The organism is Clostridium sp. CM74B_53 (genome assembly GCF_036318045.1).
In the GTDB taxonomy this organism is placed as follows: Bacteria; Bacillota; Clostridia; order Lachnospirales; family Lachnospiraceae; genus Pilosibacter.
Genome location: NZ_JAWQDE010000002.1, coordinates 124545 through 151121, shown reverse-complemented (window position 1 = coordinate 151121; position 26577 = coordinate 124545). Strand labels below are relative to the sequence as shown.

Sequence of the window (26577 nt, the reverse complement as noted above, 5' to 3'; positions counted from 1 at the left end):
GCCAGATCCCCGGATCATGCACTCCTGTCCGGACGCTCACCGCCGGCGGCGGTATTGCTGGCATATTTTAAGAAGGGATGTTTCTGTGGATAGTGACAATCGTTGGGCAGAAGTTTCGTTATTTTTGCGGGTGACATGTGCTTATGTATGAATTCCAGGAGAGAAGTAAATTCTGCGAGCCTGGTGCAATAGGTTTTTTCTTTACTATGGAAGTCAGGGAAAAAATATGGTATGCTTACAGGGAACATGGAATTTTTGATATGTTTATATTTTTATCAATAGAAGAACGGAGAGAAGATCATGGCAGAGAAAATGAGATATGGCAGTAATGAGAATGAGAGTGGGAATGTTGATGACGAGTTCAACAATGCGAATGAGGAGCTGAATCCGGAAGATATTTACCGTGTATATATGGAAGAGATCGCGGCGATCCCGCCGTGCAGTGAGGAGGAGAATGAGAAGCTGCTCGGGGAGATCCGGAGTGGGAATAAGGCGGCGAGGGAGCGTCTGATCGAGGGAAACCTTAAAAATGCGCTGTTTTTTGTCCAGGATTATATCAATAAGGGCGTCCCGATGGCGGATCTGATCCAGGAGGCGAGTATGGAGCTGATGATGCTGGCGGATGAAGGCTTTGAGGGGAGCTTTGAGAAGCTTTTAGAGAGCCGGATTCGTGTCCGCATGGAGGAGATCATCAACGACCAGAAGAAGGAGACGGATATCGAGGAGGAGATGCTGGCGCGCGTCAATGTTCTCCAGGAGGTTTCAAAGTCCATGGCGGAGGAGCTTGGGCGTGAGGCGAAGCTTTCGGAGCTTGCGGAGCGCATGAAGATGACGGAGGACGAGGTCCGGGAGATCATGAAGGTGACAATGGATGCGCTCAGCATGAGCAAGATCAATCAGGATCTGCAGAGTTAATAATTTGCGGTGATACAGGATGGAAAAGAGTTCATCGCTGTGGGAGTATGCTGGATGTGACAACTGATAAGCATAAGTAATAAAATAAATTAGATATATTAACTTTACTAATCACACAAATCTGTGCTATGATAATGGAAAATGGATTGCTCCGCACGAGGTGGCGCTGCAGTCATGAAAAATAACAACCATCGGACAAAGCCGTTTTCCAGGAGGAGAGACTATGAGCGTAAAGCGCGTGTTTGTTGAGAAGAAACCGGAATATGCAATCAAGGCGAGAGAGCTTCGCGAGGAGATCGAGAGCTACCTTGACATTACAGAGGTAACGGGCGTTCGTGTACTGGTCCGCTACGATATTGAAAATATTTCTGAGGATGTATATAAAGAGGCACTCGGAACGATTTTTTCCGAGCCGCCGGTCGATGAGGTGTTCGAGGAGACATTCCCGCATGGCGCGGACGACGTGGTATTCTCCGTCGAGTATCTGCCTGGGCAGTTCGACCAGAGAGCTGATTCTGCGGAGCAGTGTGTAAAGTTATTAAATGAGAATGAGGAGCCGGTGATCCGCTCCGCAATGACTTATGTGATCTCCGGAAAGCTTTCCGCTGAGGAGATCGCTGCGATCAAGTCCTTCTGTATCAACCCGGTGGACTCCAGAGAGGCGTCCGAGGAGATCCCGGAGACACTTGTGACCGTGTTTGATGTGCCGGAGGATGTTGCGATCTTTGACGGTTTTAAAGATATGGATGAGGCGGCTTTAAAGGAACTCTACAGCTCCTTAAATCTCGCAATGACCTTCAAGGATTTCCTTCACATCCAGAATTACTATAAGAACGAGGAGAAGAGAGATCCGTCTGTGACAGAGATCCGTGTGCTCGATACATACTGGTCCGATCACTGCCGTCATACGACATTCTCCACAGAGCTGAAAAATGTGACATTCACAGACGGCGACTACAAAAAGCCGATCGAGGACACTTATAACCAGTATCTTGCGGATCATAAAGAGATCTACAAAGGCCGCGACGACAAGTTTGTCTGCCTGATGGACCTTGCAATCATGGGCATGAAAAAGCTCCGCAAAGAGGGCAAACTCGAAGATCTCGAGGTTTCTGATGAGATCAACGCCTGCTCCATCGTCGTTCCGGTCGAGATCGACGGAAAGACAGAAGAGTGGCTTGTAAACTTCAAGAATGAGACCCACAACCATCCGACCGAGATCGAGCCGTTCGGCGGCGCTGCGACATGCCTCGGCGGTGCGATCCGTGATCCGCTTTCCGGACGTACTTATGTATACCAGGCAATGCGCATCACAGGTGCGGCAGATCCGACAAAACCGTTAAATGAGACATTAAAGGGAAAACTCCCGCAGAGAAAGATCGTCACAGAGGCTGCCCATGGATACAGCTCCTACGGAAACCAGATCGGACTTGCGACCGGTTATGTAAAAGAGCTTTACCATCCGGGATATGTTGCAAAGAGAATGGAGATCGGTGCCGTTATGGCAGCAGCTCCGAGAAAGAACGTCATCCGTGAGACATCCGATCCGGGCGATGTGATCATCTTACTTGGCGGACGTACCGGACGTGACGGTATCGGTGGTGCGACAGGTTCCTCCAAGGTGCATACAGAGGCATCCATCGAGGTCTGCGGCGCTGAGGTCCAGAAAGGTAATGCCCCGACTGAGAGAAAGATCCAGAGAATGTTCCGCCGTCCGGAAGTTTCCAGACTGATCAAGAAGTGCAACGACTTCGGTGCAGGCGGAGTTTCCGTAGCAATCGGTGAGCTCGCAGACGGACTTCTGATCGACCTTGACAAGGTTCCGAAGAAGTATGCAGGTCTTGACGGAACAGAACTTGCGATTTCCGAGTCCCAGGAGAGAATGGCAGTTGTTGTTGACCCGAAAGATGTTGACGCATTCTTAGGCTACGCAGAGGAAGAGAACCTTGAGGCGGTGACGGTTGCGACGGTTACCGAGAGCCCGAGACTCATTCTCACATGGCGCGGAAAGACCATCGTTGATTTAAGCCGTGCGTTCCTTGATACGAACGGTGCTCACCAGGAGACAGACGTGACTCTGGAAGTTCCGAACCACGAGGGAACCCCGTTTGAAAAGAAAGAAGTGGGAGATGTTAAGGAAAAATGGCTGAAGATGCTCGGCTCCTTAAATGTATGCTCCCAGAAAGGTCTCGTTGAGATGTTCGACTCCTCCATCGGCGCATCTACCGTTATGATGCCGTATGGCGGTAAATATCAGCAGACCGAGATCCAGACCATGGTTGCAAAGCTTCCGGTCCTCGAAGGAAAGTGCGACGCTGTGACCATGATGAGCTACGGCTTCGATCCGTATCTCTCCAGCTGGAGCCCGTACCACGGCGCGATCTATGCGGTCCTCACATCCGTTGCGAAGATCGCGGCAGCAGGCGGCGATTATAAGAAGATCCGCTTCACATTCCAGGAGTACTTCCGCAGAATGAGCAGCGAGCCGACAAGATGGAGCCAGCCGTTCGCAGCACTTCTCGGTGCTTACAACGCACAGCTCGGCTTCGGGCTTCCGTCCATCGGCGGAAAGGACAGCATGTCCGGAACCTTTGATGAGGAGAGCGGAAAGGAGATCGACGTTCCGCCGACACTCGTCTCCTTCGCAGTTGATGTGGCGAACGCAAAGAACATGATCTCTCCGGAATTCAAGAAAGCCGGAAACAAGATCGTTGTATTTGAAATCAAGAAAGATTCCTATGATCTCCCGGATTACGCGCAGATCATGGATGGTTATGATAAACTTCATGAGGACATCAAGGCAGGCCGCGTGATCTCCGCTTATGCCGCTGAGGCGAACGGTATCGCAGAGGCTGTCAGCAAGATGGCATTCGGCAACCACTTAGGCGTAAAGATCGAGCATGACGTGGATCCGAGAGACTTCTTCGCACCAGCATGGGGCGACATCGTATGCGAGGTTCCGGCAGATAAGGTCGGAGAGCTTCAGATGAGCTACCGTGTGATCGGTGAGGTTACCGACAAGGCAGACTTTGAGTACGGCAATGTCTCCATCACGCTCGATGAGGCATTAAAGACATGGGATGCGACTCTTGAGGATGTATTCCCGACCGAGAGCGGCGTGAAGAAGGAAGAAGTTAAGAACGAAGTATTTAAGGCAGACAACATCGTGATCTGTGACCACAAGATCGGAACTCCGACCGTATTCATTCCGGTATTCCCGGGTACAAACTGTGAGTATGACAGTGCAAAGGCATTTGAGCGCGCCGGAGCGAATGTCATCACGAAGGTATTTAAGAACATGAGCGCCGAGGATATCCGTGATTCTGTCGAAACTTACAGAAAATCCATCGGGCAGGCGCAGATCGTCATGTTCCCGGGCGGATTCTCCGCAGGCGATGAGCCGGAAGGTTCCGCGAAGTTCTTTGCTACCGCGTTCCGCAACGAGGTATTAAAGGACGAGATCATGAAGCTCTTAAATGAGCGTGACGGACTCATGCTCGGTATCTGCAATGGCTTCCAGGCACTCATCAAGCTCGGACTCGTTCCGGAAGGAAAGATCGTAGAGCAGAAGCCGGATTCTCCGACCCTGACCTACAACACGATCGGACGTCATGTCTCCAAGATGGTGAACTTAAAGGTTGTCTCCAACAAGTCCCCGTGGCTTGCTGAGGCAAAGCTCGGCGGTATCTACACGAACCCGGTATCCCACGGTGAGGGACGTTTCGTAGCTCCGAAGGAGTGGATCGACAAGCTCTTTGCAAACGGACAGGTTGCGACCCAGTATGTGGATCTTAACGGCAATCCGACGATGGATGAGTACTGGAACCCGAACGGCTCCTTCATGGCGATCGAAGGTATCACAAGTCCGGATGGACGTGTATACGGCAAGATGGGTCACGCAGAGAGACGTGGCGACTTCGTTGCAAAGAACATCACCGGAGAACAGGATCTGAAGCTGTTTGAGAGCGGTGTGAAGTACTTTAAATAATTGAAATACTGATACTTTGAATGCCCCGGGGGATGCGTACTCCGGGGCATTTGCTGTGGTGCTGTTTCCTGTCACATCACCGCGGTGATTCAGTTAGTTGACAGAAACCAGGGCGCGTACTAAACTGAAGATATCCGTGGCCGGCGGACAGAATGGCCGAATGAAGACCGCTTCGCAGGACAGTTTCCTGCGGAAAGCTCAGGAGGCAGCCGCGAAACCATGATGACAAAATTGAATTTTGGGGGTATCTGATATGGCATGCACAACAATCTTGGTAGGAAAAAACGCATCATATGACGGTTCAACGATGATCGCGCGAAACGATGACTCCGGTTCCGGACATTTCACGGCGAAGAAATTCGTGGTGATCCATCCGGAGGAGCAGCCGAAGGTATACAAGTCAGTCCTTTCCCATGTGGAGATCGAGCTTCCGGGCGACCCGATGAAATTTACGGCAGTCCCGAATGCGATCAAAGGAAAGGGGATCTGGGCGGCCAGCGGCGTTAATGAGAAGAACGTGGGAATGACAGCGACAGAGACGATCACATCGAACGCCCGCGTGCTCGGCGCAGATCCGCTTGTAAAATATCAGCCGGCGGAGGACGGAAAAGAGGAAGCTGCCGGCGGGATCGGTGAGGAAGACCTTGTATACATCACACTTCCGTACATCAGCAGTGCGAGAGAGGGCGTGATCCGCCTCGGAAGTCTCCTGGAGAAGTACGGGACTTATGAGATGAACGGCATCGCTTTTCAGGATGCGGGTGAAATCTGGTGGCTCGAGACGATCGGCGGCCATCACTGGATCGCAAAGCGTGTTCCGGATGACCGGTATGTGGTGATGCCGAACCAGTTCGGTATCGATGAGTTTGACTTAAACGATGCGTTCTCTGAGCAGAAGGAGCATATGTGTTCTTCGGACCTTCGTGAATTTATCGCAGAGAACCATCTGGACCTCTCTTTAAACGGCGGAAATGGCAGTCATTTTGATGCGAGAGCTGCGTTTGGAAGCCACAGTGATTCCGATCACATCTACAATACTCCGAGGGCATGGTTCATGTGCCGCTACTTTAACCCGCATACAAAGAAGTGGGATGGACCGGATGCGGACTATACGCCGGAGTCCGATGATATCCCGTGGAGCATGGTGCCGGAGAAGAAGGTGACAGTCGAGGATGTCAAATATGCACTTTCCTCCCATTTCCAGGGAACTCCGTTCGACCCGTATGCGAAGAGCGGGGACGGCCTCCAGAAGGGTAAATACCGCGCGATCGGGATCAACCGCAACGATTTCCTGGCTCTGATCCAGATGCGCCCGGACGTTCCGGCAAACTGCCAGGCAGTCCAGTGGCTTGCATTCGCGTCCAACGCGTTCAATACGCTGGTCCCGTTCTATGCGGCTGTTGACGAGACTCCGGAATACCTTGCGAACACCACAAAGGAAGTTTCCACAGGGAATTTCTACTGGTCGGCAAGAATGATCGCCGCGATGGCGGACGCATCTTTTGCGAAATCTGCGATCCACATCGAGCGCTACCAGAATGCGGTCCAGGCGAAAGGACATGCCCTGCTCCGCAAGTATGACGCCGAGGCTGCAAAGATCACGGATCCGGCGGAGAGCAGAAGACTTCTGGAGAAAGCGAACCGTGAGATCGCAAAGATGTTAAAGGAAGAGACGGGGAATACCCTGGATCATGTGCTCTTTGAGCTCAGCAATTCCATGAAGAACGCGTTTTCAAGATCTGACGCATAACAAGTTCAGGCCGAACGCATGTGAGACTTGACGCGTAATTCCGGCCGGTGGAAGCTGATAAATTCTTCTCAGAACGAGACCTCTGCAGGGATGATGCGGTGTAGATCAGGCCGCAGGATCCCGGGCGGAGGTCTTTTGTCATATTTTTGTACTTTTTGACGCTTGACACGGGAACCTCATCCCGTTATGCTACTTATGGCAGAAAATGCTCAGATTTACATGCCGCGCCTTTTTGTGTTAAGATAAACAGAAAGAGCGCAAGGCGCATGGAAGCTGAATACAGGATAAATGAGGTTTTAAGATGGAAGAAAAAGAGGTACAGGGAGCACCGGTGCACAAACGGCGTGTCCGTTACAGCGGGACACACCCGAGACGGTTTGAAGAAAAGTATAAAGAGCAGAATCCGGAGAAATATGCCGATACGATCGAAAAGGTCATCAAAAAGGGCAGCACTCCGGCCGGCATGCACATCTCGATCTGCGTGAAAGAGATCCTGGATTTCCTGGATATCAAGCCGGGAATGCAGGGGCTGGACGCCACACTTGGATACGGCGGTCACACGACGGAGATGTTAAAAAAGCTGGAAGGACAGGGGCATATGTATGCTCTTGACGTGGATCCGATCGAGATCGTAAAGACAAAGGAACGCCTGAAGGAACGCGGCTTCGGAGAGGAGATCCTTACGATAAAACAGATGAACTTTGCTGATATCGACAGGCTCGTCCCGGAGGCGGGGCTGTTTGACTTTGTCCTGGCAGATCTCGGTGTCTCCTCGATGCAGATCGACAACCCGGAGCGCGGTTTCACTTATAAGGCCGATGGTCCGCTGGATCTTCGCCTGAACCCGGAAAAAGGAATATCTGCGGCGGAGCGCTTAAAACAGATGGATATGGAAGAGATCGCGGGCATGTTCGCGGAAAACTCCGATGAGCCTTATGCGGAGGAGATCGCACGGGAGATCGCAAAGAGAAACCGGAAACGTCAGTATATTGAGACGACCACGGAATTAAAAGAAGTGATCGAGCAGGTGCTTTCTTTTATCCCGGAAAAAGAGCGGAAGGAAGCCGTGAAGAAATCCTGCCAGAGATGTTTCCAGGCGCTGAGGATCGATGTCAACCAGGAATTCGAGGTTCTGGAAAGCTTCCTCTCAAAACTGCCGGGGATCCTGGCACCGGGCGGAAGAGCTGCGATCCTGACCTTCCATTCCGGGGAAGACCGCCTTGTAAAGTATTACTTTAAGGACGGCAAAAAGGAAGGAATCTACAGCGACGTTGCGAGCGATGTGATCCGTCCATCGGCGGAAGAATGCCAGAGAAACCCGCGTGCAAGATCCACAAAGATGCGCTGGGCGATCCGGGATGGCGAAAATCCGCACAGGATGTAAAGAAAAAACAGGCTCGGAAACGGAACTTGGAAATGAGAGAAGGAAACGGTTCAGCAAATCTTAGTATTCATTTGGCGGAATGGTTTCCGGAAGACAGAATCAGAAAGAAAAATAGATTATGAACAAAAAGATAGAAGAAACAACAGAGGAATACGAGAGAAAAGAAGGGAGTGGGCTCGAGCGCGCGGGAGCCGCGGCGATATTCTTCTTGTCGCCGGTATTATCCTACATCATGTTTGAACTAGTGACAGGAAATCTTGCCGCAGTGCTGCCGAAAAATGCGGTGCTGAACATGGTGTGGATGTTTGCGCTGTACCTTCTGGTATTCGGAATCTCCGGAAGTAGCCGGATCTCCATCCCTGTATCCTCCGTGATCCTTTATGTGATCTCTCTGGCGGAAGCCTTTGTCGTATCCTTCAGAAGCCGCCCGATCATGATGAGTGATGTCCTTGCGGTGAAGACCGCGATGACGGTGGCCGGGAGCTATAACTACACACCGACCTTTATGATGATCATCTGCGGGATCCTCCTGATCATGTGGAATGTACTGGCGCAGCTCGTGCCGGTGAGGATCAGGGGGAAGAAAAAAAGAGCTGCCGTGTTTGGCGGATCCGCTGCTGCGGTCGCGGTGTTTATCGGCGGCTTCTACACGGTCCTTGTCCCGAAACTGGGACTGGAGGTAAATCTCTGGGACCCGACGACTTCCTACGCGGAGAACGGCTATGTGCTGGCGTCGGCGGTATCCTTAAAATATCTGGTAAAGAAAGCTCCGGAGGGTTATTCCCAGGCGAAGATCCAGGAGATCTATGAAAAATATGTGGGAAGCGAAGAAGAGCAGAACGAGGAGACGGCGGCCGCGGTGGAAGCGGGAGATGCGGTCCAGCCGACCAACATCATCTGCATCATGAACGAGAGTCTTTCCGACCTGTCGGTGGATGGGGAATTTACGACGAATACAGAGTATTTCCCGTTCCTCAACAGTCTGACGGAGAATACCGTAAAGGGAAAACTCTGCATGCCGGTGTTCGGCGCGATGACCAGCAACTCTGAGTTTGAGTTCCTGATCGGTGATTCCATGTACCTGATGCCGAGAGGCAGCATCGCTTACCAGTTCTATGTAAATCCCGGCGTCCGCTCCATGGTCAGCACGGTGAAAGACCAGGGATACACGGCTGTCGCCATGCACCCGTACCCGGCAGAGAACTGGAACCGCCGGATCTGCTACAATAACATGGGATTTGACGATTTCATGGATATCAGCGCCTATGAGGGGCGGGATGAGCTCCGAAATTATATCAGTGATCTGAGCGATTTTAAACTCATCGCGGAGTATGTCGAAAAGAAGGCAAATCCTGATGACAAGTTATTCCTCTTCAATGTGACGATGCAGAACCATGGCGGATATACGATCCCGTTCGCAAACTTCGATCAGGAAGTATGGCTTACCGGGGACATGGAAGGAAAGTATCCGGAGGCGGATATGTACCTGTCTCTTGTGAAAAAATCGGATGAGGCATTTGAGTGGCTCGTAAATTATTTCTCCCAGTGCGACCAGCCGACGATGATCGTCATGTTCGGCGACCACCAGCCAGGGATCGAGGACGAGTTCTTTGACGAGGCGATGGGAGTGGAGAGCGCGAAGGCCCCGAACGAGCAGAAGATGTGCTGGTACGAGACTCCGTTCGTGATCTGGACCAACTACGACCAGCCTGCGGAGGATATGGGACGCTTAGGTGCGATCTACCTTTCTTCCTACGTGTTAAAGCGCGCGAACCTCTCACTGACTCCGTACAACGAGTTTTTACTGCAGCTTTCCGAAAAGCTCCCGATCATCCATCATCTCGGCATCTGGGAGTCGGACGGAACTTACCATGGCTGGGAGGACGCGGAGAGCGGAGAGTACGAGTGGAAGGAACAGCTGATGGAGTACGAGAACCTTGTATACAACCACAGCCTGGATCCGAAGACCGTAAATGAGATGTTTTCGATTTCGCAGTAAAAACTTTATGCCGAATGCATGTATGACTTGGCGTATCATTCTGGTCAGCATGAATTCATAAGATTTTTCGAAATTGCTGAGACAAATATAAAACAGAGGGCAGCCTGAAAGAGGGCTGTCCTTTTTGCTTACAGAAAATTCCGATGGAACTTCCTGTAAGCAAAAAGGCACTGTGCGCCTAAGATGCGCACTCGCGCGAGATGAAGGTTGTCGCAAGCGACCGCGCGAGACGCCCGAATGTACTGAGGCATATTCTTTTAATTTACGCGAACAACGAGCCAAAGTCTGCGCTTGCGCGAGACCTTGGCGACTGTCGTGATAACAAGGGGAAACTCGCGAAGCGTGTTTTCACTTGTTCAAAAAATTTCTCAAATAGGATTGACAACTTGGTTAGTTAGTGCTAATCTTTGTTAGTGAGAGCTAACAGTCAATAAAGATACCCCCACAGGGAATCCGAAATGTGCTGTTTTTGCGGTTGTGAAGTCATGGCATGGCTGCGATAAAAAGGAGGCGTGATCAATGATAAACGGAATTATTATCGTTGTACTGATCGTGGTCGCGATCTTTGCAGTGAAAGGGGCAATGCACCAGTTTGTCTACGGCTGCTGCGGATCGAAGGACGTGGAGAAAAAGATCAAGGTGCAGGATAAAAATACGTCGGATTATCCGTACTATGCAGTTGTCGGCGTCGATGGAATGAAATGCAAACACTGCAAGCTCCATGTGGAGAATGCGTTCAACGAGAAGGACGGCAACTGGGCGGAGGTAAACCTCGAGAAGAAGGAAGCCGATGTCCGGATGAAGACAAAAATGACGGACCGTGAGATCCGCGATATCGTGAGCAAAGCCGGATATGTGCTCCGCGATATTGAATGGAAGCAGGCGTAGGAAATTTTTTAATTCGGAATGCGAAGTATCGGCAAGATCAGATTGACGGATATGTTGTGTACAGGCAGCAACGATTTTACAGGAATGAGAGGGATGCCGGATGTGGCAGAAAAAAGACATCGTGAATGAATTCCAGAGGCTTGGAAAACGCATTACAAAACAGAGAATGGTCATCCTTGACGTGATCCTGGAACAGAACTGGACAGACTGCAAGGAAGTTTACTATGAGGCTGTGCAGAGGGATTCGACTGTGGGACTTTCCACTGTCTACCGGACGATCCGGATGCTGGAGGAGATGGGCGTTTTAAAGCGTGTTTACCAGTATGTTTTTACCGATGAATCGGGAGAACAGGTCGATGGGGAGAGCGAGATCATCGCACCGGAATTTCACGGAAAAAGCGGGCTCAGAAAGACTGAAAAAGACGACGAAAAATGCTGTTCCGTCAGCGCGTCATAAAAGAGATAATTGTCAAAAATTGACAAAGTTTCTCAATTAAAGACATTATATTTGACTAACCGGGAGGTGTGGTGTTACCATGTTGGAAACGCAGAAAGACCTTCCGGTTTTTCCCATTGTGTATAAAAAAGAAAGCAAGGAAGTGAGGACCGATGAAACACCATAAATTCTGGGCGTGGGCAACCGTTTTCTGCTTTGCTATGGTCATGTATACCGGTTATAAACATAAGTGACCGGGATGACCGTAACTGTTTCGTATCTTTACAGTTACAGATAAACTAGTGATTCTATTTTTTATTTACAGGAGGATTTAAAAATGTTAGATGTAAAGAAATGCTTAAAATTAAAAAATGTCGCTGTATTCGCAAGTGGTGTTCTCTTTGGAACAGCAGGTGTCAAGGTCCTTGGAAGCCAGGATGCAAAGAAATTATATATTAACTGTCTCGCAGCAGGTCTCCGCGCAAAAGAGTGCGTGATGACAACTGCTTCCAACATCCAGGCAAACGCTGAGGATGTTCTTGCAGAGGCAAAGGAGATCAACCGTGCCCGTGCGGAAGAAGAGTTCGGTGAGGAAGAAGAGACAGCAGAGGATCTCACAGAGACTGCAGAAAATACAGAGGACGCTGAATAATCATCATGAAAACAGGAATCAGATTTACGGTAAAGCATGAAATCAGAGGCCGTATCCGAATCCATCTCACCAGAGGACGCCTGTCGATCAGACAGGCGGACCTCTTTTCCTTTTATCTCGCATCCCTTCCACAGGTAACGGCAGCAAAGGTATATGAGAGAATCGGAGATGCGGCGATCAGTTATACTGGCACGAAGGAAGACCTCATTGCAGAGATCTTAAAATTCTCGTTTGACGATGAGAAATTAAATGAACTCGTGCCGACAACCGGAACCAGAGCGTTAAATCAGGAATTCCAGGAAAAGCTTGTGACTAAGTGTCTCACAAGATGCTTCACAAAGATCTTCCTTCCGGCTCCGGTCCGCGCGGTATGGACTGCGATCCAGTCTGTTCCGTATATCATCAAAGGAGTCAGAAAGCTTGCAGGAAGAAAACTGGAAGTCGAGGTCCTCGATGCGACCGCGATCACGGTTTCCATGTTGAGAAGCGATTTCAACACGGCAGGATCCGTCATGTTCCTTCTCGGGATCGGTGAGCTTCTTGAAGACTGGACCCACAAGAAATCCGTCAGCGATCTTGCTGGCAGCATGTCCTTAAATATCGAGAAGGTATGGCAGAAGACAGGAGATGCGGAAGTCCTTGTCCCGATCTCCGATATCAGGGAAGGAGACCTCGTTTCCATCCATGTCGGCAGCGTGATCCCGCTTGACGGCGTCGTTGAGTCCGGCGAGGCGATGGTAAACCAGGCGTCCATGACCGGCGAGTCCGAACCGGTCCGCAAAGAGAACGGCATGTACGTCTATGCAGGAACTGCGGTCGAGGAAGGAAATATCGTTGTCCGTGTCAAGAAGGCAGCTGGATCTACAAGATTTGAGCGTATCGTCAAGATGATCGAGGATTCAGAAAAACTGAAATCTTCCCTTGAGACGAAGGCATCCGGTCTTGCGGACGCTCTCGTTCCGTGGAGTCTCGGCGGCACGATCGTGACCTACCTTCTCACGAGAAACGTGACGAAGGCGATCTCGATCCTTATGGTCGATTTCTCCTGCGCGTTAAAGCTTGCGATGCCGCTTTCCGTTCTCTCCGCGATGAGAGAGGCGAGCAGCTACAAGATGACCGTCAAAGGCGGTTCCTTCATGGAAGCCGTTGCAGAGGCGGACACGATCGTCTTTGATAAGACCGGCACACTCACAAAGGCACAGCCGGTCGTTGCCGATGTTGTCACCTTTGAGGGACGCGATCGGGATGAGATGCTCCGGATCGCTGCCTGCCTGGAAGAGCATTTCCCACACTCCATGGCGAACGCGGTTGTTGCGGCATCCAAAGAAAAAGGACTCATCCATGAGGAGATGCATTCCAAAGTCGACTATATCGTGGCCCATGGAATTGCCTCCCATATCGGAGAGGATAAGGTTCTGATCGGAAGCTACCACTTCGTATTTGAGGATGAGAAGTGCGTGATCCCGGAGGGCGAGGAAGAGAAGTTTGAGGCACTCCCGGCAGAGTACTCCCACCTGTATCTCGCGATCGCGGGAAGACTGGCGGCTGTGATCTGCATCGAGGATCCGCTCCGTCCGGAAGCTCCTGAGGTCATGAAAGAGCTCCGGAAACTCGGGATCAAAAAGATCGTCATGATGACAGGCGACAGCGAGAGAACAGCGCGTGCGATCGCTGCGAGAGTCGGTGTGGATGAATACCACTCAGAGGTTCTCCCGGAAGATAAGGCAAACTTTGTGGAGGCGGAGAAGAACGCAGGCCACAAGGTCATCATGGTCGGCGACGGCATCAACGATTCCCCGGCTCTTTCCGCAGCCAGCGTCGGCATCGCGATCAGCGAGGGCGCTGAGATCGCGCGAGAGATCGCGGATATCACGATCTCTGAGGATGCGATGTTCCAGCTTGTGACCTTAAAAGCGATCAGCAATGCGCTGATGCAGCGTGTCCACAGAAATTACCGCTTTGTCATCAGCTTTAACTTCGGTCTCATCATCCTGGGAGTGATGGGGGTACTCGCTCCGGCGACATCCGCCCTGCTCCACAATACGTCAACTCTGTGCATCAGCATGCACAGCATGACGAATCTCCTGAAGGATGAGGAGAAAAAACATTAAACTATAAGAATGACCGATCTGCCCGCGGCCGGAAACATCCGGCTGCGGGTATTTTTTACGCGGACAACGAGCCAAAGTCCGCGCTTGCGCGAGACCTTGGCGACTGTCGCGATAACAAGGGGAAACTCGCGAAGCGTGTTTTCACTTGTTGTGCCGCGCCTGTCAGGAGTCCGGCTGTGTTCGATTTAGTGGTTCACAAGCGGCGGATTTCATGCTATACTAATGCAGGCATGTGGCAGAAGTCTGCCATCTGCTTCTTAAAAATGACAAAGGAAGGCACAAATATGAACTATATGATCTGTATTCCTTCACCGAGACTCGTCTCGAGGGAATACTGTGAAAGGATCCACAATATTCTGGCAAGAATGTCGGATCAGTACCGGGTCAATATCGTTCCGGAGCCGGTAAAGATGCGGCAGGGATCCTGCCCGGATTTCTATAAGAAATACCGGATCTACAAAGATATCAAGGATCGCGACGGAAACGGAGAGGCATATCTGACCTCCGAGGAAGAGAACATGATCTTAAGTGTCTGCAGAAATCCGGAGGAAGTGGAGCTCATGAAGAGCTGCACCTACGCATACCGGTATCCGACGACGCTGGTCCTCAAGAGCTTCCGGGAAGATAAGAAAAGATAACGAAGCGTTGGCAAACAGGTAAAAGTGTGATATACTTATTCTAAGTCCGCGGGGCGGCTGGGGGCTGCCTGGCGGGAAGGAAAAAAGAGAGCTGTGGCGTCTGGAACGAAAAAGTCACAGAAGATTTACGAGGAGTGCAGAGAAGATGAAAAACAGAAGAGTTTTTTTAAAGCTCAGCGGAGAGGCCCTTGCAGGTCCGAAAAAAACTGGCTTTGACGAAGATACGGTGAAGGAAGTCGCAAGGCAGGTCAAGGCGTCTGTAGATGCCGGTGTACAGGTCGGGATCGTGATCGGCGGCGGAAATTTCTGGCGTGGACGCACGAGTGACGCGATCGACCGTCCGAAGGCGGATCAGATCGGAATGCTTGCGACTGTGATGAACTGTATTTATGTATCCGAGATCTTCCGCAATGCGGGAATGAAGACACAGATCCTCACCCCGTTCGAGTGCGGAAATATGACAAAACTGTTCTCCAAGGACCGTGCGAACAAGTATTTTGAGCACGGAATGGTCGTATTTTTTGCCGGTGGAATCGGACAGCCGTATTTTTCTACCGACACGACGATCACTCTGATGGCGATTGAAATGGATGCAGACTGCATTCTCCTCGCAAAGTCCATCGATGGCGTATACGACAGTGATCCGAAGGTTAATCCGAATGCGAAAAAGTATGACGAGATCTCGATCCAGGAAGTGATCGACAAGCAGCTCGGTGTCGTTGACCTGACTGCTTCCATTATGTGTATGGAACACAAAATGCCGATGGCAGTATTCTCCTTGAACGAAAAGGATGGAATCGCGAACGCCATGCAGGGAAAAATTAACGGTACGATCGTTACCGTCTGATAACAGGAGGAAACCATGAGCGAAGAATTAAAAGTATATGAAGAAAAAATGGAAAAATCCATCGATGCCCTCTTGAACGAGTACGCATCTATCCGCGCAGGACGTGCGAACCCGCATGTACTTGACAAAATCAAAGTAGATTACTACGGAACACCGACACCGATCCAGCAGGTCGGAAATATCTCTGTTCCGGAGGCAAGAATGATCCTGATCCAGCCGTGGGAGAAGAGCCTGATCCGTCCGATCGAGAAAGCGATCCAGACTTCCGAGCTTGGAATCAACCCGAGCAACGACGGAACAGTGATCCGCCTTGTATTCCCGGAGCTCACAGAGGATAGACGTAAAGAACTCGCAAAGGACGTAAAGAAGAAAGGTGACGGAGCGAAGGTTGCGATCCGTAACATCCGCCGCGATGCGAACGAAGCGTTCAAAAAGATGGAAAAGAACGATGAGATCTCTGAGGACGATTTAAAGGATCTTACCGAGAAGGTACAGAAGCTGACAGACAAGGCGATCGACAAGATCGATAAGGCCGTAGAGAACAAGACGAAGGAAGTTCTTACCGTATAAAAACGAACAGCCTGATTCCTGAGCAGAGGGAAATTTCCGGATGGAAGATCCCAAATCGTTCAGGATGACGGTACATGACAGACAGGGACAGGGGAAGATTTCCTGTCCCTTGTTTTTACATTGGTTATAAAAGGGAGAACAAATATCATGGAAGAGAATTTAAAGATCCCCGCCCATGTGGCGCTGATCCTGGATGGAAACGGAAGATGGGCGAAGAAGCGCGGACTTCCGAGACAGCTTGGACATAAAAAAGGCTGTGAGACACTGGAGCAGGTCGTTGAGGACGCAGCACAGCTTGGAATCCGGTATCTGACCGTATATGGATTTTCCACGGAAAACTGGAAGCGCCCGGAGGAGGAAGTCGGTGCGCTGATGCAGCTGTTCCGCTTCTATGCGAAGAGACTTCTCGCGATGGCGGAAAAGAATAACATCCGGGTCCGCATGATCGGCGAGAGAAAACGGTTTGCACCGGATATCGTCGAGGCGATCAACGGTCTGGAAGAAAAGACGAAAGAGAATACAGGAATGACCTTCGTGATCGCCGTAAACTATGGAAGCCGTGACGAGATCACGAGAGCCGTGAGAAAGATCATGGCGGACTGTAAGGATGGAAAGATCGCGCCGGAGGAGATGACGGAGCAGGTCTTCGCCTCCTATCTCGACACCGCGGGGATTCCGGATCCGGATCTCATGATCCGCACGAGCGGGGAACTCCGCCTTTCCAACTATCTGTTATGGCAGCTCGCGTACTCAGAACTCTACGTGACCGAATGCCTGTGGCCGGACTTCAATAAGGAAGAATTATTGAATGCGATCCGCCAGTATAATAAGAGAGAACGCCGGTTCGGAGGAGTTGCGGCGGTAAAAACAGAGTAAGAGGTGATCTTATGTTTACGACCAGACTGATCAGCGGAATCGTCCTTGTGATCATCGCGGCGTTTCTGCTTGTTGAGGGCAGCACGGTCCTCTATTTTGGTTCCCTGGCAATCTCTTTGATCGGACTTTATGAGCTTTACCGGGTCATGAAGATCGAAAAGTCAGCGCCGGGATATGTGGGCTATGCGGCTGTCGTGGCCTATTACTGGATCATGGGAAGCAGAGAGCAGTATGTGACGTTCCTCGCGATCGTTTCCCTCATGATCTTAATGACGATCTACGTGGTGACGTTCCCGAAATACGGAACAGAGCAGATCACGGTCGCATTTTTCGGGATCTTTTATGTCGGGATCATGTTTTCCTATCTCTATCAGGTGCGAGAGATGCCGGACGGAAAATACCTTGTCTGGCTGATCCTTTTAAGTTCCTGGGGCTGTGATACCTTTGCCTACTGTGTGGGAAAGCTTTTCGGAAAACATAAAATGACACCGAAACTGAGCCCGAAAAAGACGGTGGAAGGCGCGGTCGGCGGTATCGTCGGTGCGGCAGTGCTGGGTTTCCTCTACGGAACCTTCTTTAAGAACAATATGATCCAGGTGACGAACCCGGGTGTGATCTCAGCGGCTGCCTGCGCGATCGCAGCAGTGATCTCCATGGTGGGAGATCTGGCGGCATCCGCTATCAAGAGAAATCATGATATCAAGGATTACGGAAATCTGATCCCGGGTCATGGAGGGATCCTGGACCGGTTTGACAGTATGATCTTTACGGCCCCGGCGATCTATTTTGCGATCACGTTCATGGGGATCCGCTAGGAAAGGATGAGACCGGCAGTCCGGCGAGAGAGACAGAAGACCGCCGCCTGCGGAAAACGAAAGGGTTTTAATTATGAAAAGAATTGCTATTCTGGGTTCTACGGGATCGATCGGGACCCAGACGCTTGATGTAGTCCGTGCGAATGGCGATATTGAAGTTGTCGGGATCGCGGCGGGCAGAAATATTCAGGCGCTGGAGAGCCAGATCCGGGAATTTTCCCCGAAGATCTGCGGCGTCTGGGATGAGGAGAAGGCGAAAGAACTGGCTGTCCGTGTGGCAGATACAGATACGAAGATCGTCTCCGGCATGGAAGGACTTTTAGAGATCGCAGTCATGGAGGGCTATGAGATCCTCGTGACAGCGGTGGTAGGCATGATCGGTATCCGACCGACAATGGCGGCCATCGAAGCCGGAAAGGATATTGCACTGGCAAACAAGGAGACGCTCGTGACGGCGGGACATCTGATCATCCCGCTCGTAAAGGAGAAGAAAGTCCGTCTTCTCCCGGTGGACAGCGAACACAGTGCGATCTTCCAGTGCTTAAACGGGGAACACGGGAATAAGATTGAAAAGATCCTCCTGACAGCATCCGGCGGTCCATTCCGCGGCTGGACGAGAGAACAGATGAAAGATGTACAGGTTGAGGACGCCTTAAAGCATCCGAACTGGTCCATGGGTGCAAAGATCACGATCGACAGCTCCACGATGGTCAACAAAGGACTCGAGGTCATGGAGGCAAAATGGCTCTTTGACGTCGGAATGGACGATGTCCAGGTTGTTGTGCAGCCGAAGAGCGTGATCCATTCGATGGTGCAGTTTGAGGACGGCGCGGTGATGGCGCAGCTCGGCACGCCGGACATGAAGCTTCCGATCCAGTATGCACTCTATTACCCGGAGCGCAGACCGATGAAGGGAGATCGTCTGGATTTCTGGACAATGAAGGAGATCGTCTTCGACAAGCCGGATTATGAGAATTTCCGCGGCCTGGCACTCGCGAGAGATGCAGGAAAAGCGGGCGGATCCGTTCCGGTCGTCTTCAACGCGGCGAATGAGTTCGCGGTCGCAAAATTCCTCGCGAAGAAGATCAGATACCTTGAGATCACGGATATGATCGAGGCGGCGATGGAGCATCATAAAAAGATCGCTCATCCGTCCCTGGACGAAGTGCTCGAGGCGGAAGCGGAGACATATGAGTTTTTAAAGAAACAGTGGGGATTCGTAACTATTCAGTAGGTCTGCGCATTTATTGCGCTGACCGTAAGAAAACATTGGTTTGAAGGCAAAAATCCTATCGGCGTAGCCGATTTGGAATGGATTTTTGCGCGTAACTGTGAAGGTACTGAACAGTTACGGGGATTCTAACGAATAATAGAAAGCAGGTGAACAATAAAGTTGAATCTTGGTTATCTGGCAGCGGTGGTGGTCCTTGGCGGTATCATCCTGTTCCATGAGTTTGGACATTATCTCCTGGCGAGGTTAAACGGGGTCGCTGTTGTGGAGTTTTCGGTGGGTTTTGGGCCGAGACTTCTCTCCTGGGTGAGCAAAAAGACCGGGATCCGGTACTCATTAAAACTTTTGCCGCTCGGCGGATCCTGCGCCATGCTGGGAGAATTCGGGGAAGATGAGAATGAAAAGGAAGAAATTCCGGATGTGAAGGGAGTTTCCTTTTTCGATAAAGGACCGCTTGCGAAAATGGCGGTGATCGCGGCCGGACCGATTTTTAATTTTATTCTGGCTTTTGTGTTCTCGTTTGTGATCTTATCCTGGGCGGGGATCGATCTTCCGGTCCTTGCGGGAACTTCCGAGGGAATGCCTGCACAGACGGCAGGACTTCAGGAAGGCGATGTGATCACGAAGCTTGACGGCAGAAAGATCCATCTGTCAAGAGAGATCTCCATGTACCTCATGTATTCGGGACAGGATCTGGTGCAGGTGGAATATCAACGGTACGATGAGAGCTCTGCCTCCTGGACGACGGGACATACGGTGATCCAGCCGGAGCTTAAGGATGGGAGATATTATCTCGGCGTGATCCTGCGCGGATACCGGAGTGCGGCGGAATCCCCGCTTCAGCTTCTCCAGTACAGCGCCTACGAGGTGCGCTACTGGATCCTCACGGTGATCGACAGCTTAAAGATGATCGCCGGCGGAAAGGTTTCGACCAACGATATCGCCGGTCCTGTGCGGATCGTCACGATCATCGACCAGACGGTGGAGGAGAATACGCAGTACGGCTTTGTGACGGTTGTGATGAACCTCTTAAATCTCATGGTCATGTTCTCGGCAAACCTCGGAGTCATGAACCTGCTCCCGTTTCCGGCGCTTGACGGCGGGCGGCTGGTGTTCCTGCTTTGGGAGCTCGTGACGAGACATCCGGTGAGCCAGAGAGTCGAGGGCGCAGTCAATATGGCCGGGATGGCGCTTCTCATGACATTTATGGTATTTGTCATCTTTAATGATCTGAGGATCATTTTATAGTTTTTGAAATTGGGAGAGAAATGTATGTTTAGAGATCATACAAGAGTAATTCAGATAGGGGACAGAAAGATCGGAGGGGGAAATCCTGTCCTGATCCAGTCCATGTGCAACACGAAGACAGAGAACGTCGCGGCAACGGTGGAGCAGATCCACCGCCTCGAGGAAGCCGGATGCGATATCATCCGCGTGGCAGTCCCGACGATGGAGGCTGCGGCTGCGATCCGCGAGATCAAGAAACAGATCCATATCCCGCTCGTCGCAGATATCCACTTTGATTACCGCCTTGCCATCGCTGCGATCGAGAGCGGAGCGGATAAGATCCGGATCAACCCGGGCAATATCGGGGCGCGGGAGCGCGTAAAAGCTGTCGTGGATAAGGCGAAGGAGTACGGGATCCCGATCCGTGTGGGCGTGAACAGCGGTTCCCTGGAAAAAGATCTTCTGGAGAAATACGGCGGCGTGACCGCGGAGGCGCTCGTTGAGAGCGCGTTGAAGGAGGTTGCCGTTGTCGAGGAGCTCGGCTACGATAATATCGTGATCAGCATCAAATCCTCCGACGTTTTGATGTGCGTGGCAGCGCATGAACTCATTGCGAAAAAGACGGATTATCCGCTCCATGTCGGGATCACGGAGTCCGGAACGTTGCTTTCCGGCAATATCAAGTCCTCCGTGGGACTTGGAATTATTCTCCATGAGGGGATCGGCGATACGATCCGTGTCTCCCTGACCGGTGATCCGGTGGAGGAAGTAAAGAGTGCAAAGCTGATCCTGAGGACTCTGGGACTCAGAAAAGGCGGCGTGGAAGTTGTTTCCTGTCCGACCTGCGGAAGAACCCAGATCGATCTGATCCACCTCGCAAACCAGGTCGAAAATATGGTATCCGGCATGGATCTTGACGTGAAAGTTGCCGTTATGGGCTGCGTGGTCAATGGTCCGGGCGAGGCGAGAAGCGCGGATATCGGGATCGCCGGAGGGATCGGCGAAGGTCTCCTGATCAAAAAGGGAGAGATCATCAAGAAGGTACCGGAAAATGAGCTTCTTTCCGTTCTGCGGGAAGAACTTTTGAAGATGCAGGAGATGCAGAAATAAGTATGGAAAAACCATTCCTTGAAGTTTTCCCGGGGCTTCATATTGCGGATGAACTGAAAGAGCTTTTGAAACTTGTCGTGGTGGAAAAGGTCACCATGACAAAGGACAGAAGCTCTATTCGTGTTTATATCAGAAGTCCCAGACTCATTCATAAAAAGAACATTTATGCCCTGGAAGACGGGATCGCGAAGCAGCTGTTTCCGGGAAGACCGATCACGATCAAGATTCTTGAGAAGTATCGTTTGTCGGCACAGTATACCCCGGAGAAGCTCTACGATGTCTACCGGGACAGCATCCTCATGGAGCTTAAGAATTACGGCATGATCGAGTACAACATTCTCCGTCGGGCGGACACAAAATTTGTGACCGACGACAAGATGGTTATGACGATCGAGGACAACCTGATCTACAGGGAGCGGTCGAAGGAAGTCGGGCGCGTCCTCGAGAAGATCTTTACGGAGCGCTGCGGACTTGCGGCGGAAGTGGAGTTTTTATATAAAGAAGCGGAGAAGAAGGACCCGATGGACCAGCCGGTGTTCATGAAGCCGGGCGGAGAGCTCATCATGGGAACCCGGAATGAGGAGAATTACCTGGAAGGCACCGCGGAAAGTGCGCCGTGGGACGAAGGTCCGGCGAACGGCGGATTCAGCGGAACGTTCGGAGACGGCAATGGAGACGCGGGGGCCGGGATCACGGCACAGAGCGCTGGAAATTCCGGATCCGCAGGACGGTCCGGCGCGGCGGACGGCGGTAAAAAAGCCCCCGGAGAAAAAACGGCGTCTGGTTCCGGAGCATCGAAGCAGAAGACGGATGCGGCAGGAAAGCCCGGCGGAAACCAGAACGGAAAGTCTGCCGGTGGTGGACAGAACGGCGGCGGTTTTACAAAGAAGACTTTCGGCGAGAAGGGAAAAGGCGGCTTTTCCGGCGGCTTCCGGAAAGGTTCCGACGGAAGGATCCCGTACCGGAAATCGGAGAATCCGGATGTTCTGTTTGGGCGCGATTTTGAAGGCGATGCGGTAGATATTCACGATATTGACGGTGAGATCGGCGAGGTTGTGATCCGCGGCAAGGTGATCCGCGCGGAGAAGAGGGAGCTCCGGAGCGGAAACAAACTCATGATCTTCGATATCACGGACTTTACGGACAGCATCACGGTCAAAATGTTCCTCAGGGAAGGCCAGGAGGAAGATGCGACAGCGGCGATCAAGGAAGGAAACTTCATCAAGATCAAGGGCATCACGACGATCGACAAGTTCGACGGTGAGCTCACGATCGGTTCCATCGTCGGCATCAAAAAGAGCGAGGACTTCACGTCCAAGCGTGTGGATAATGCCCCGGTGAAGCGTGTGGAGCTCCACTGTCACACGAAGATGAGCGACATGGACGGTGTCTCCGAGGTGAAAGACCTCGTAAAGCGTGCCAAGAAGTGGGGGATGCCGGCACTCGCGGTCACGGATCACGGCTGCGTCCAGGCGTTCCCGGACGCGAACCATGCGCTCGACAAGGGAGATACCTTCAAGGTCCTCTATGGAGTTGAGGGGTACCTCGTCGACGACATGAAGGAGATGGTCGTCAATTCCAGGAACCAGAGTCTTGACGGCGAGTATGTCGTATTCGATATCGAGACCACAGGATTTTCACCGACAAAGAATAAGATCATCGAGATCGGCGCCGTGAAGGTGAGAAACGGGGAGATCATTGACCGGATGGATGAGTTTGTAAATCCGGAGGTCCCGATCCCGTTTGACATCGAGCGCCTGACCGGGATCAACGACGCGATGGTCATGGGCGCGGACACGGTGGAAAAGGTCCTGCCGAGATTCCTGGAGTTTGTCGGCGATGCGGCGTTAGTGGCGCACAACGCGTCCTTCGATGTGAGCTTTATCTCCCACAATGCGGGACTTCTGGGACTGCCGTTCGACCCGACCGTCCTCGATACGGTGACGCTTGCGAGAGCGCTCCTCCCGAACCTGAATCGATTTAAGCTTGACACGGTGGCGAAGGCGCTCGGCGTCTCTCTGGAAAATCATCATCGCGCGGTCGATGATGCGGAGGCAACTGCCGGAATTTTCCTGAAATTCGTGGAAATGCTGAAAAAACAGCACGATATGACGACGCTCGACCAGCTCGAGGAGTTCAGTCATGTGAGTGACGAGACGATCATGAAGATGCCGACGTACCATGTCATCATCATCGCAAAGAATGATCTGGGACGCGTGAATTTGTACCGCCTCGTGTCATGGTCGCACCTGAAGTATTTCTCGAGAAGACCGAGGATCCCGAAGAGTGTGCTGAATGAGTACCGGGAAGGTCTGATCATCGGCTCGGCCTGTGAGGCGGGAGAGCTTTACCAGGCGATCCTCCGCGGGGTTCCGGATGCGGAGCTTGCGAAGATCGTAAAATTCTACGATTATCTGGAGATCCAGCCGCTCGGAAACGACATGTTCATGCTGCGGGACGAGAAGAGCACGGTAAAGACGGTGGATGATCTCATGGACATCAACCGGAAGATCGTCTCCCTCGGCGAGCAGTTCAACAAGCCGGTCTGCGCGACCTGTGATGTGCATTTCATGGACCCGGACGACGCGATCTACCGGAAGATCCTGATGGCCGGAATGGGCTTTAAGGATGCGGACGAGCAGGCGCCGCTGTTCCTGCGGACGACGGAGGAGATGCTCTCAGAGTTCGAATATCTGGGCAGCGACAAGTGCTACGAGGTCGTTGTCACGAACACCAGGATGATCGCCGATATGTGTGAGCCGATCGCGCCGGTGCGCCCGGATAAGTGTCCGCCTGTCATCGAAAAGTCGGATGAGACGCTGCGAAATATCTGTTACAACCGTGCACACGAGATGTATGGCGAGAATCTTCCGAAGATCGTTGTGGACCGTCTGGAAAGAGAGCTGCACTCCATCATTTCCAACGGATTCGCGGTTATGTATATCATCGCGCAGAAGCTCGTGTGGAAGTCGAATGAGGACGGATATCTGGTCGGTTCCCGAGGATCGGTCGGTTCATCCTTTGTCGCAACGATGTCCGGTATCACGGAGGTAAATCCGTTAAGTCCGCATTATTCGTGCCCGAACTGTCATTATTATGATTTTGACTCGGACGAGGTGAAGAAGTATGCCGGAATGGCGGGATGTGATATGCCTGATAAGGTGTGCCCGGTCTGCGGACATCCGATGGTGAAGGACGGGTTTGACATCCCGTTCGAGACATTCCTGGGATTCAAGGGAGATAAGGAGCCGGATATCGACTTAAACTTCTCCGGTGAGTACCAGAGCCGTGCGCATGACTACACGGAGGTTATTTTCGGTAAGGGCCAGACGTTCCGCGCGGGGACGATCGGTACGTTGGCGGACAAGACGGCGTACGGTTATGTGAAGAATTATTTTGAGGAGCACGGAGAGCGGAAGAGAAACTGTGAGATCAACCGGATCGTTCAGGGTTGTGTCGGCGTCCGACGGACAACGGGACAGCATCCGGGCGGTATCGTTGTTCTTCCACTCGGCGAGATGATCTATTCGTTCACACCGGTCCAGCATCCGGCGAACGATATGACGACGAAGACGATCACGACGCATTTCGATTACCACTCGATCGACCACAACCTGTTAAAGCTTGATATTCTCGGGCACGATGATCCGACGATGATCCGTATGCTGCAGGACCTCACGGGACTTGATCCTGTTAAGGATATCCCTCTGGATTCGCGGGAGGTCATGAGTCTGTTCCAGAGTACGGATGCGCTGGGGATCAAGCCGGAGGATATCGGCGGTTGTAAGCTTGGCGCGCTCGGGGTTCCGGAGTTCGGTACGGATTTCGCGATGCAGATGTTGATTGACACGAAGCCGAAGTATTTTTCGGACCTTGTGCGTATCGCGGGTCTGGCCCATGGTACGGATGTATGGCTGGGGAATGCCCAGACGCTCATCCAGGAGGGCAAGGCGACGATTCAGACTGCGATCTGTACGCGTGATGATATCATGATCTATCTGATCCAGCAGGGGCTTGAGGAAGGCCTTGCGTTTACGATCATGGAGGCGGTCCGTAAGGGCAAAGGCTTAAAGCCTGAGTGGGAAGAGGAGATGACGAAGCACGGAGTTCCGGACTGGTATATCTGGTCGTGTAAGAAGATCAAATATATGTTCCCGAAGGCCCATGCAGCAGCTTATGTTATGATGGCATGGCGGATCGCTTATTGCAAGGTATTCTATCCGCTTGCGTATTATGCGGCGTTTTTCAGTATCCGCGCCAGTGCGTTTTCATACGAGATCATGTGTCTGGGGCGTGAGAAGCTGGAGTATCACCTGGCAGACTACAAGAAGAGGGCGGACACGCTTTCAAAGAAGGAGCAGGATACGCTGAGGGATATGAGGATCGTGCAGGAGATGTACGCCCGTGGGTTTGATTTTCTGCCGCTGGATATTTATACGGCGAAGGCCAGACATTTTCAGGTCGTGGGGGACAAGCTGATGCCTTCCATCAACAGTATTGACGGTCTGGGAGAAAAAGCGGCTGATTCCATCGAGGAGGCTGCAAAGGCCGGAAAATTCCTCTCCAAGGAGGATTTCCGGAACAGAACGAAGGTCAGTAAGACGATCTGTGATCTGATGGAGGAGCTGGGAATCCTGAAGGGACTTCCGGAGTCGAATCAGTTGTCGTTGTTTGATTTCTAAATTTCATAGTGGCTGGGGGTACGCGCCGGTGAGACTCCGGGCGCGAACGCTTAGTGGGATTCCGGGAGGGTTCCTCTATGCTCCCAGAAAAATGCTAAGGGCGGAGGCCCGGGGACACAACTCGCAACTTGCGTTGCTCAGACAAGTGTCCCCGGGCCTCCAACGCATTTTCCTGGGAGCCAAGAGGAAGCCAGCTCCCTCCACCCAGGCGGTTCGTGCCCGGAGTCTCACCGGCGCTGTGTGTTGGCGGGAGTGAGGGATGAAGGGAAGGTTGTGGTGGGAGAGAGGGGGGTGGCGGAAGCTGGACGATGCGCGGGGCCCTTTGGGCGCCGCGGCATCGCGAGGTTGTGGGTCGCGCATTGTTAAGCTGTAGCTTGATTTTTGGGGCTGATATGATAGAATGTAGGTGATGACGGAAAGAGTCGGATATTGGAGAGAGTATTTTTTAGGAAAATTAA

General features: G+C 51.9%; 19 protein-coding genes. All 19 read left to right on the top strand.

What is annotated here, in order from left to right:
• Positions 1 to 143: 143 nt before the first annotated feature.
• Complete coding sequence (locus tag V2546_RS02085; protein ID WP_147352474.1) at positions 144 to 329, top strand: hypothetical protein; 186 nt, start codon at positions 144 to 146, stop codon at positions 327 to 329.
• Positions 301 to 915: a sigma-70 domain-containing protein gene (locus tag V2546_RS02080; RefSeq protein WP_118298438.1), complete on the top strand. Its 615-nt coding sequence runs from the start codon at positions 301 to 303 to the stop codon at positions 913 to 915. The genes V2546_RS02085 and V2546_RS02080 overlap by 29 nt, the downstream gene beginning before the upstream one ends.
• A 223-nt stretch (positions 916 to 1138) precedes the next feature.
• Positions 1139 to 4903, top strand: coding sequence for a phosphoribosylformylglycinamidine synthase (locus V2546_RS02075; protein WP_329751421.1), 3765 nt, complete (start codon positions 1139 to 1141; stop codon positions 4901 to 4903).
• A 253-nt stretch (positions 4904 to 5156) separates the two neighbouring features.
• Entirely contained in the window at positions 5157 to 6653 is a 1497-nt protein-coding gene (locus tag V2546_RS02070) for a C69 family dipeptidase (RefSeq protein WP_118529733.1), read from the top strand.
• Between the two features lie 301 nt (positions 6654 to 6954).
• Positions 6955 to 8037, top strand: a complete 1083-nt coding sequence (rsmH, locus tag V2546_RS02065) for a 16S rRNA (cytosine(1402)-N(4))-methyltransferase RsmH (protein ID WP_118298441.1) — start codon at positions 6955 to 6957, stop codon at positions 8035 to 8037.
• 118 nt (positions 8038 to 8155) lie between these two features.
• Positions 8156 to 10036 (top strand): sulfatase-like hydrolase/transferase, encoded by a 1881-nt coding sequence (locus tag V2546_RS02060; protein WP_329751420.1) that lies wholly within the window; start codon positions 8156 to 8158, stop codon positions 10034 to 10036.
• 519 nt (positions 10037 to 10555) lie between these two features.
• Complete coding sequence (locus V2546_RS02055; RefSeq protein ID WP_329751419.1) at positions 10556 to 10924, top strand: heavy-metal-associated domain-containing protein; 369 nt, start codon at positions 10556 to 10558, stop codon at positions 10922 to 10924.
• A gap of 100 nt (positions 10925 to 11024) precedes the next feature.
• On the top strand, positions 11025 to 11381 hold the full coding sequence (locus V2546_RS02050; RefSeq protein ID WP_118298444.1) for a Fur family transcriptional regulator: 357 nt from the start codon (positions 11025 to 11027) through the stop codon (positions 11379 to 11381).
• A 316-nt stretch (positions 11382 to 11697) separates the two neighbouring features.
• Positions 11698 to 12012, top strand: coding sequence for a DUF6110 family protein (locus V2546_RS02045; RefSeq protein WP_329751418.1), 315 nt, complete (start codon positions 11698 to 11700; stop codon positions 12010 to 12012).
• 5 nt (positions 12013 to 12017) lie between these two features.
• Positions 12018 to 14123, top strand: coding sequence for an HAD family hydrolase (locus V2546_RS02040; protein ID WP_486463546.1), 2106 nt, complete (start codon positions 12018 to 12020; stop codon positions 14121 to 14123).
• Positions 14124 to 14407: 284 nt separating this feature from the next.
• Entirely contained in the window at positions 14408 to 14761 is a 354-nt protein-coding gene (locus V2546_RS02035; protein ID WP_118298487.1) for a hypothetical protein, read from the top strand.
• A 145-nt stretch (positions 14762 to 14906) separates the two neighbouring features.
• Entirely contained in the window at positions 14907 to 15608 is a 702-nt protein-coding gene (pyrH, locus tag V2546_RS02030; RefSeq protein WP_118298446.1) for a UMP kinase, read from the top strand.
• A gap of 15 nt (positions 15609 to 15623) precedes the next feature.
• Positions 15624 to 16178 carry a ribosome recycling factor gene (frr, locus tag V2546_RS02025; protein ID WP_118322076.1) on the top strand — a complete coding sequence of 185 codons (555 nt, stop codon included), beginning with the start codon at positions 15624 to 15626 and terminating at the stop codon, positions 16176 to 16178.
• A 147-nt stretch (positions 16179 to 16325) separates the two neighbouring features.
• Positions 16326 to 17054: an undecaprenyl pyrophosphate synthase gene (uppS, locus tag V2546_RS02020; RefSeq protein ID WP_329751417.1), complete on the top strand. Its 729-nt coding sequence runs from the start codon at positions 16326 to 16328 to the stop codon at positions 17052 to 17054.
• 11 nt (positions 17055 to 17065) lie between these two features.
• A complete protein-coding gene (locus V2546_RS02015; protein ID WP_118529737.1) occupies positions 17066 to 17869 on the top strand; it encodes a phosphatidate cytidylyltransferase in 804 nt (267 codons plus the stop codon).
• Between the two features lie 73 nt (positions 17870 to 17942).
• A complete protein-coding gene (locus V2546_RS02010) occupies positions 17943 to 19103 on the top strand; it encodes a 1-deoxy-D-xylulose-5-phosphate reductoisomerase (RefSeq protein WP_329751416.1) in 1161 nt (386 codons plus the stop codon).
• Between the two features lie 159 nt (positions 19104 to 19262).
• Entirely contained in the window at positions 19263 to 20348 is a 1086-nt protein-coding gene (locus V2546_RS02005; protein ID WP_215703085.1) for a M50 family metallopeptidase, read from the top strand.
• Positions 20349 to 20372: 24 nt separating this feature from the next.
• Positions 20373 to 21437, top strand: coding sequence for a flavodoxin-dependent (E)-4-hydroxy-3-methylbut-2-enyl-diphosphate synthase (ispG, locus tag V2546_RS02000; RefSeq protein ID WP_118322072.1), 1065 nt, complete (start codon positions 20373 to 20375; stop codon positions 21435 to 21437).
• Between the two features lie 2 nt (positions 21438 to 21439).
• On the top strand, positions 21440 to 26119 hold the full coding sequence (locus tag V2546_RS01995) for a PolC-type DNA polymerase III (RefSeq protein ID WP_329751415.1): 4680 nt from the start codon (positions 21440 to 21442) through the stop codon (positions 26117 to 26119).
• Positions 26120 to 26577 lie beyond the last annotated feature (458 nt).